The sequence below is a fragment of the Streptomyces sp. NPDC093261 genome (assembly GCF_044753645.1).
Taxonomy (GTDB): Bacteria; Actinomycetota; Actinomycetes; order Streptomycetales; family Streptomycetaceae; genus Streptomyces.
In genome coordinates, this window is sequence record NZ_JBIVNO010000012.1 from 120,330 (window position 1) to 128,741 (window position 8,412).

8 protein-coding genes are annotated in these 8,412 nt (G+C 72.8%); 5 read left to right on the plus strand and 3 right to left on the minus strand.

Annotation, left to right across the window (positions count from 1 at the left end; genetic code table 11):
• Nucleotides 1-336 precede the first annotated feature (336 nt).
• A complete protein-coding gene (locus ACIP94_RS24515; protein ID WP_402429413.1) occupies nucleotides 337-1,053 on the minus strand; it encodes a serine hydrolase in 717 nt (238 codons plus the stop codon).
• A gap of 275 nt (nucleotides 1,054-1,328) precedes the next feature.
• On the opposite strand from ACIP94_RS24515, the gene ACIP94_RS24520 reads away from it, so the two are divergent.
• On the plus strand, nucleotides 1,329-1,874 hold the full coding sequence (locus ACIP94_RS24520) for a cysteine hydrolase family protein (protein ID WP_402429416.1): 546 nt from the start codon (nucleotides 1,329-1,331) through the stop codon (nucleotides 1,872-1,874).
• Nucleotides 1,871-2,800 carry a GlxA family transcriptional regulator gene (locus tag ACIP94_RS24525; protein WP_402429419.1) on the plus strand — a complete coding sequence of 310 codons (930 nt, stop codon included), beginning with the start codon at nucleotides 1,871-1,873 and terminating at the stop codon, nucleotides 2,798-2,800. The genes ACIP94_RS24520 and ACIP94_RS24525 overlap by 4 nt, the downstream gene beginning before the upstream one ends.
• Before the next feature lie 9 nt (nucleotides 2,801-2,809).
• On the opposite strand, the gene ACIP94_RS24530 is transcribed toward ACIP94_RS24525, so the two are convergent.
• Both ACIP94_RS24530 and ACIP94_RS24535 read right to left on the minus strand, forming a co-directional pair.
• Nucleotides 2,810-3,238, minus strand: coding sequence for an ATP-binding protein (locus tag ACIP94_RS24530; protein WP_402429422.1), 429 nt, complete (start codon nucleotides 3,236-3,238; stop codon nucleotides 2,810-2,812).
• A gap of 124 nt (nucleotides 3,239-3,362) precedes the next feature.
• Nucleotides 3,363-4,133 (minus strand): transcriptional regulator, encoded by a 771-nt coding sequence (locus ACIP94_RS24535; protein WP_402429426.1) that lies wholly within the window; start codon nucleotides 4,131-4,133, stop codon nucleotides 3,363-3,365.
• Between the two features lie 166 nt (nucleotides 4,134-4,299).
• On the opposite strand from ACIP94_RS24535, the gene ACIP94_RS24540 reads away from it, so the two are divergent.
• The 3 genes from ACIP94_RS24540 to ACIP94_RS24550 form a co-directional block, all read left to right on the plus strand.
• Nucleotides 4,300-5,268 carry a threo-3-hydroxy-L-aspartate ammonia-lyase gene (locus ACIP94_RS24540; protein WP_402429428.1) on the plus strand — a complete coding sequence of 323 codons (969 nt, stop codon included), beginning with the start codon at nucleotides 4,300-4,302 and terminating at the stop codon, nucleotides 5,266-5,268.
• A gap of 215 nt (nucleotides 5,269-5,483) precedes the next feature.
• Nucleotides 5,484-6,416: a hydroxymethylbilane synthase gene (gene hemC / locus ACIP94_RS24545; RefSeq protein WP_402429431.1), complete on the plus strand. Its 933-nt coding sequence runs from the start codon at nucleotides 5,484-5,486 to the stop codon at nucleotides 6,414-6,416.
• Nucleotides 6,417-6,806: 390 nt separating this feature from the next.
• Nucleotides 6,807-8,412, plus strand: a 1,606-nt coding sequence (locus ACIP94_RS24550) for an amino acid adenylation domain-containing protein (RefSeq protein WP_402429433.1), incomplete at its 3' end; no start/stop codon positions are given.

The following is an 8,412-nucleotide window of genomic DNA, read 5'->3' on the forward strand; positions in this document are numbered from 1 at the left end:
GGGGGCGGGTGCACTGTGGGGGTGTTTTTGCGGTTGGGGGCGGGGGGGCGGCGGCGGGGGGGTTTTTGTTGGGGGGGGGCGGGCCAGTCCCGGCCCCCCCCCCCACACCCATGTCCGGGTCGCTGCCGTCGAGAAGCCCCCCGACGGGTCGTCAGTGGCCGGACGCCGAGGGCACGACGGACCGGGCCGCGCCCTCCACCAGCGCGATGCCGTCCTTCATCGACGGGCTGCCGTTCGAGAGGACCGCGACCAGATAGCGGTGTCCGTCCACCGTGATCTGCCCGATGCTGTTGACGTCCCACAGCCCGGTCCCGGTGCGCTGCAGCCAGCCGTTCTTCAGCGCCCACCCGGAGGCCGTGGCCGCGGAGACGCCCCACGCCTGGTCGCCCTCGATACGGGCATCAGCGTCCGGACGTACGCGCGCGACTCCTCGTGCAGGGCCATGGAGCCCGCGTTCGCCGCCGGGCGGGTATCGAACACCGCGCGCAGGAGTCGTATCTGGTCCCGTGCCGTGGTCTGTGTCAGCCCCCACAGCAGGCCGGGGCCGCCCTTCGTCGCGGCCATTCCCAGTCGCCTGTTGGCCGCCTCCAGCCCCGGGGCTCCGCCGATCTGCTGCCACAGCGCGGTCGCCGAGTCGTTGTCGCTGTGCCGGATCATCGCCTCCGCGTGGGCGGTCTCCTGTGCGGTCAGCGGCCGACCCGAGTCCTGCGCCTGGAGCAGCACCGTCGCGAGGATGTCGACCTTGACGATGCTCGCGGTGTCGTACGGGCTGTCGTCGCCGTACACCGTGGGCTCGTGGCCCGCGCCGTCCAGGCCGAGCACCGCGGACGTCACCCGCGGTTTGGCATGCCGCTGCACGGGTGCGGGAGACGTGGCGGGGGCGGCGGGCGCCGTCGGCGAGGCGGCTGCTTCCGCCGGCGCCGGGGCAAGCGCGCCGGTCGAGAACAGCGCCGTCACCGACGCCAGGAGCACACCGGCGCAGGCGGCGGCGCGCTTGCCCCGGCGCCTGTCCGCGGTGGCCGGGCGCCGCGGGGAGAACGGTCGAAAGAGCATGGGGGGGCAGCCTCAACGGTTCCTTGGGGGAGCGGCACTGAACGTCGAAGGTAGACAAAACGCCCGTTTCCTGAGGTGACCGCCATCACTCCGCACCGCCTTTCGCCCCGCATTGTGGGGAGAGCCACAGAGCACTGTGTGGGCGGCGTCACATGGACCGCTGTCCGCGCGGGGCGGCCCGCCGGCCGCCGCGCCCGGCGGGTGACCGGATCGTTCCGCCGCGGGCCCTGATCGGGCCTGCAACCAGGGCATCGTGCCCGCTCACAATGGGTGGCATGAATCGCGCACTCATCGTTGTCGATGTCCAGGAATCGTTCCGCGCCCACCCGCTGTGGGAGCGGATCTCCGACCCGAAGATCGCCGAGCCGGTGGGCCGGCTGGTCGCGCTGGCCCGCGCCGCCGGCGACCTCGTCGTCTGGGTGCTGCACACCGAGCCGGGCTCCGGGGGCGTCTTCGACCCGGAGTCGGGGCACATCCGGCCCCTGGAGGAGCTGGACGGCCCGCGGCCGGATGAGCCGGTGCTCCACAAGACGTCCCACAACGCCTTCACCACGACCAACCTTCAGCAGCTCCTGACCGAGGCGGGGATCCGTGAGCTGCGAGTGTGCGGCATCCGTACCGAGCAGTGCGTGGAGACCACCACCCGGGTCGGCAGCGACCTCGGCTACCGCATGGTCTTCGTCACCGACGCCACAGCCACCCACCCCATCGGCGAACTGAGCCCCGCCGCGATCATCGAGCGCACCGAGGCGGTCCTGCGCGACCGGTTCGCCCGGATCGCCACGGTGGCCGAACTGGAGGCGGAGGCGGCCGGCGCGTGACCCGAGTCGTCTTCGTCCTGGTGCCGGGCGTGCACCTGCTCGACCTGGCAGGCCCCGCCCAGGTGTTCAGTACGGCGGCGGACTTCGGGCGGCCGTACCACCTCACGTATGTGGCCGAGCAGGCGCAGGTGGTCAGTGCCCAGGGGCTGCCGTTGCTCGCGGCCACCGAGTGGCCCGTCCTGGGCAGCGACGACCTGCTGGTGGTGCCGGGCTGGCGCGCGCCCGTCCTGTGGGACGGGCCCGCTCCGGGCGATGACGTTCTGCGGCGGCTCCGCGCCCACCACACGGCCGGCGGCACGGTCGCCAGCGTGTGCGCGGGGGCCGAGGCGCTCGGCCGGGCCGGGCTCCTGGACGGGCGCCGCTGCACGACGCACCACGATGTCCAGGAGGAGCTGGCGGCCCGCCACCCGCGGGCGATCGTGGTGCGGGACGTCCTGTTCACCACGGACGACCGCGTGGTCACCTCGGCGGGTATCGCCAGCGGCATCGACCTCGCCCTGCACCTGGTCGCCGTGCGGCACGGACCGGCGCTCGCCGCCCGCGTGGCCCGGGAGATGGTCGTGCACACCCGCCGCAACGGCCACGAGCCCCAGGCGAGCGCCATGCTGCGGCACCGGGCCCATCTGGACGACGCCGTGCACCGTGTCCAGGACCTGATCGACGAGCGGTTCACCGAACCGCTTCCGCTGAGCGCCCTGGCGTCCTACGCGGGTGTCAGCGCCCGCACCCTCACCCGCCGTTTCGGCCGGGCCACCCATGGCCTGAGCCCCCTGCGCTACCAGCAGACCCTGCGGCTGGAACGCGCCGAGCACCTCCTGGGCCACGGCGCCACCATGGAGGCCGCTGCCCGCGAGGTCGGCTTCGAGGACGCCCGGATGCTACGCCGTCTGCGTCGCCGCCCCGACCCGGCCGGGACAGGGCGATGAGTGCCCGCATCAGGAACCGTCGGTCCCGGCGTCCGCAGCGGGCGGCTTGAAGCACGCGTGGACGATCTTGCCGTCGGGGCAGCGCCGCGCATGCCAGTCGTCGGCCAGCGCGTCGACGAGCAGCATGCCTCGGCCGCCGAGCCGCTCCGCGCTCGGGGGCCGAGGCGTCGGCAGATGGTCGGAGGCGTCGTGGACGGCCACGTGCAGACAGCGTGTGTCCCAGGTCAGCACGAGCTGCGCGGGGCTGTGCGCGTGCACATGGGCGTTGGTCACGAGTTCCGAGATGGTCAGCAGGACCGCGTCCACCGTCTCCGGCGCACGCTCGGTCCAGCCCAGTGACTTCAGGTGTTCGAGAGCCCAGTCGCGGGCCGCCTTCACCCCGCTGTTCAACGGCAGGGAACGCGCCCACCCCACCGCCCTCACCGATGATCCGCTCACCGTGTCCCTCCCAGCCGAGGCCGTGCGATGGTTCGAGTACCCCCTTCGCACCCGTTGACGCCGCCCGGTGGGCACCCGCCCAAGCTGCGTGGGCCGGAGCGGGGAGTTCACGGCGGGCAGGTGCTCACGGCGTGCCGTCCGGGAGCCCGGTGTCGTCGTCGGCGGAGGTGCGGGCCGCCGAGAGGTACGTGTAGGCGGAGGCACGGGAGATGCCGAGCCGGGCCGCGACCTGCTGCACCGCGCCCCGTACGGCGAACACACCGCGCCGATCGAGGTCGCGGAACAGCTGAAGCCGTTCCGCGCGGCCGAGTTGGGTCCACGGCTTGTTCTGGCGGAGCTGGCGCTCGTCGACGATCGCGTCCAGCACCGCGCCGATGTCGTCGCCGAACGTCGTGGTCGGTACGGCTGCGGGGGAGGCGCTGACACCGGCGATCCCGCCGATCAGAGCGTGGACCTGGTTGACGGCGGTGATGTCGAGGTTGACGCACAGGGCGCCGAAGACCGTGCCGCCGGAGTCACGCAGCAGCATGGTCGACGACTTGACCATCTTTCCGTCCTGGGTGCGGGTGAGGTAGTTCAGCTCGTCGCGCGCCTGGTCGCCGCGGGCCAGGAGCTGCATGCCGATCTCGCTCATGGACCCGCCCGGGCCACGTCCGGTGACCGACCCGGCGAGGGCGACGATGGAGTGCTCGGGTCGCCGGAAGTCATGGATCACCACTTCGCAGAAGGATCCGAGGGTCGCGGCGATCCCGTCGATCACGGGGGTGAGAGCGGCGATGATGGCGTCCTGCTCACCGGCCGCCGCCGCGGACTTCGCGCGGCGGCCCGCCGCGTTCCCGGCCCGGAGGCCGGACCCGTCGAAGCCTCCCGCTCGCCCGTCGTCGGCATCGCTCATGCCTGACCGTCCACGTGTCGCCCGCCCGTCTCTGGAGTGCCGCAACGATGTTCCCTGGGCTTGGACTTCGAGTATAGGGTCTGGACAGAAATTCCAAGCCGCGCCCCAAAGTGGCGGCGTCGACGGCCGCACGGCGCTCACCCGCGACCCGGAACGGAGCACGAACATGACCGACACCCAGCGCGTCACCCTGGAGGATGTGCGGGAAGCCGCCGCTAGGATCAAGGGCGTGGCCCACCGCACCCCGGTGCTGCGCTCGCGCACCCTGGACCGGCTGGTCGGCGCCGAAGTCTTCGTCAAGTGCGAGAACTTCCAGCGTGTCGGTGCCTTCAAGTTCCGCGGCGCCTACAACGCCGCCTCGCGACTGTCCCCCGAGCAGCTCGCGACGGGGATCGCCGCCTACTCCTCCGGCAACCACGCGCAGGCCGTCGCCCTGGCCGCCCGGGAGCTGGGAAGCAGTGCCGTCATCGTCATGCCGGAGGACACCCCGCGCTCCAAGCGGGAGGCGACGGCCGGATACGGGGCGGAGATCATCACCTACGACCGCTACACGGGCGATCGGGTCGCGATCGGGGAGGCGCTCGCCGCCGAGCGGGGTCTCGCGCTCGTACCTCCCTACGAGCACCCGCATGTCATCGCGGGGCAGGGCACGGCGGCCCTCGAACTGATCGAGGAGGTGGGGGAGTTGGACGCCGTCGTGGTGCCGGTCGGTGGCGGCGGGCTGATCGCCGGAACGGCCACGGCCGCCAAGGGACTCCACCCTGCCATGCGGGTGATCGGCGTCGAGCCGGAGGCCGGCGACGACACCAAGCGCTCCCTGGAAGCCGGCCGACGGGTGTCCATCCCGGTGCCGCGCACCATCGCCGACGGCCAGGCCGCGGACATCCCCGGTGAGTTGACCTTCTCCGTCAACCGGCGGCTGGTGGACGAGATCGTCCTGGTCAGCGACGAGGGGATCCGGGACGCCATGCGGTTCGCCTTCGAACGTATGAAGCTCGTCATCGAACCCAGCGGCGCGAGCGGTCTGGCCGCACTGCTGGCCCACCGGATCGCCCCCCTGCCCCGGAGGGTCGGCGTCATCGTCTCCGGTGGCAACATCAGCGCGGAGCGGTTCGGCGAGATCGTCGGCGGCTGACCGCCGGAACCACCCGCCGGCGCGGCCACGGCCCCTCGACGCCTCGGGAAGACCCGCTTCGGCCATGGCCCCCGGCACGCGGTGGACCGGCACATGGTGGCCGGGCACATGGTGGCCCGTCACATGGCCCCGGCACCCTGACTTCGCCGACGCACTCGTGCGCCGGGCACCGGGAGTCGTCCTCGCGGTCCCGGCCGAGGGACTATCGTGCCGTCATGACCGTGGACCTCATCCGCATCGTCTCCCGTGACTCTCCCATGGCGCTCGCCCAGGTGGAGCGAGTCCGCGCCGAACTGGCCGCGCTGCACCCGACGGTGCGCACCGAGGTGATCCCGGTGAAGACGACCGGCGACACATGGATGGGTGACCTGTCCCGGGTGGAGGGCAAAGGCGCCTTCACCAAGGAGGTCGACGCGGCGCTGCTGGCGGGTAAGGCCGATCTGGCGGTCCACTGTGTCAAGGACATCCCCGCCGACCGTCCGCTGCCGGCCGGCACGATCTTCGCGGCCTTCCTCAAGCGTGACGACATCCGGGACGCCCTCGTCGACCCCTCCGGCCGCACCCTCGACGAACTCCCCGCCGGGACCCGCATCGGGACCTCCTCCGTGCGCCGGACCGCACAGCTCGCCGCGTCCCACCCGCATCTGCAGTGCGTTCCGATGCGCGGCAACGCCAACCGCCGTCTGGACAAGCTCGCCGCCGGGGAGGCCGACGCCCTGCTCCTCGCCGTCTCCGGCCTTCAGCGGATCGGCCGCGCCGACGTGGTCAGCGAGATCCTGCCGGTGGAGACGATGATGCCGCCTATCGGCGCGGGCGTCCTCGCCCTCCAGTGCCGTGAGGACGACACCGAGACCATCGAGACCGTCAGCGGCCTCGGCGACCCCGCCACGCATCGCGAGACCCTCGCCGAGCGCATGTTCCTCCACGTCCTCCAGGGTCACTGCAACAGCCCGATCGCCGGGTTCGCGCGCTCCGAGCGGGGCGGGGAACTCTCCCTGCGCGGCTGTGTGTTCACCCCGGACGGCAAGACCGTGCTCAACGCCCACGAGTGGGCCGGCCGTCTCGATCCGGCCACCCTCGGCACCTCCGTCGCCGTCGCCCTCCTCCGGCAGGGCGCACGCGACCTGATCGACAGCATCGCTCACTGAGACACATCGCTCACTGAGACACATCGCCCACTGAACGGGACGGCCACGCACGCCTCGTCGGGAGGCCCTCGGTCAACTGCCGTGTGACCCTGGGCCCTTGACCGTCACCGCCGGTGCTGCCGGGCCGGGCGGACGACGCCTGGTCGACCGCCTCGGACGTCGGCGGCCCCAGGCACGGCCTCCCTTCGCGGGACCGCCGGCGTGTGCTGCCCGCCTCTTCCCGGCGCGTGCTGCCCGCCCCCTCCCGGCGCGCGCTGCCGGCGCTCGAGGCGAGGGGCCCGGGACCGTCGCCGTCCCGTCTCTCAGCGCCCTCTCAGCAGCCACCGGACAGGCTGGAGGGGTGACCGACAGGCGAGCGAACACCCTGCGCACGGGAATGAGTGAGCGCCCATGGCCTCCCACACCTCGGCCCCGCCCCTCTCTCCAGCCGGAGGTCATGGGGGCCCGAGGAAGACGGGCCAGGCCCGCCGACTGCACGGGTTCTACGAATCGGCCTGTGACAGGGCGCCGTCGTCGGTGGCGCTCGAGTGCGACGGGCGGCGTCTGACCTACGCCGACCTCGACGCCCGCGCCAACCAGGTGGCCCATTGTCTACGCAGGGCGGGCATCGGCCCGGGCGACCGTGTGGCGCTGCTGCTGCCGCGCTCGGTCGACATGTACGCATCCCTGCTGGGCGTCAGCAAGGCGGGTGCGGCGTTCGTGCCGATCGACCCCGCGTCCCCGCCCGACCGGGTCTCCTTCATCGTGGACGACGCCGGTGCCGCTGTAGTGCTGACCGTGTCCGGCCTGGCCCCCGGAGCGTCGCGGGCCCAGCACCGGCGCAGGGTGATCGACCTCGAGGCGTGCGCCGGCGAGCTCGCCTCCCTGCCCACCACCCGCCCGCCCCCCGCGAGCAGTGGAAGCGACCCGCTCGCGTACGTCATGTACACCTCGGGGTCCAGCGGCAGGCCCAAGGGCGTGCAGATCGCCCAGTCGAGCATCTGCAACTTCCTCCGCGTCGTCAGCCCTGTCTACGACGTACGCCCCCACGACCGGGTGTACCAGGGCATGACCATCTCGTTCGACTTCTCCATCGAGGAGATCTGGCCGACCTGGGCGGCGGGCGCCACGCTGGTCGCCGGACCGGCCGGTCCCGGGCGGCTCGGCGACGACCTCGCCGACTTTCTGGAGGAGCACGGCGTCACGGTGCTGTACTGCGTCCCGACGCTGCTGGCCACGATTCCGCGGGACGTGCCGCGGATCCGCACCATCGCCGTCGGCGGCGAGGCCTGCCCGGGCCGGCTCGTCGAGCGGTGGAGCAGGCCGGGACGCCGCATCCTCAACACCTACGGACCGACCGAGGCCACCGTCACCGCCACCTGGAAGGAACTGCTTCCCGGACGGCCCGTGACCATCGGGCGGCCGCTGGCCACGTACTCGGTGGTCCTGCTCGACGAACGGCGCCGGCCCGTGCCGCCCGGCGCGGTCGGCGAGATCTGCCTGGGCGGTCCCGGTCTCGCCCGCGGTTACGTGGGCCGGCCGGACCTGACGGCCGACCGGTTCATCGAGCACCCGACGGCGCCCTTCGGCGGCCGGCTCTACCGCACCGGAGACCTCGGGCGGATGAACGACGACGGAGAGATCGAATACCTGGGACGGGCCGACGCCGAGGTCAAGATCCGCGGCTACCGGGTCGCACTCGACGAGATCGACAACGTACTGCTGGAGGACCCGGGCGTGGCCGAGGCGGTCACCGCGCTCGTCCCGGTACCGGGCACCGACGCGCGCTCCCCGGGCGACGGGCCGCAGGCCGGACAGGACGGGCCGCAGGCCGGACAGGACGGGCCGCAGGCCGGACAGGCCGGGCCGCACGAGCCGGACGGCCAGGACCCGCGCGACGGTGAGTACGGCCGGGACGCGCCCGACGGTGAGTACGGCCGGGACGCGCCCGACGGTGAGTACGGCCGGGACGCGCCCGACGGTGAGTACGGCCGGGACGCGCCCGACGGTGAGTACG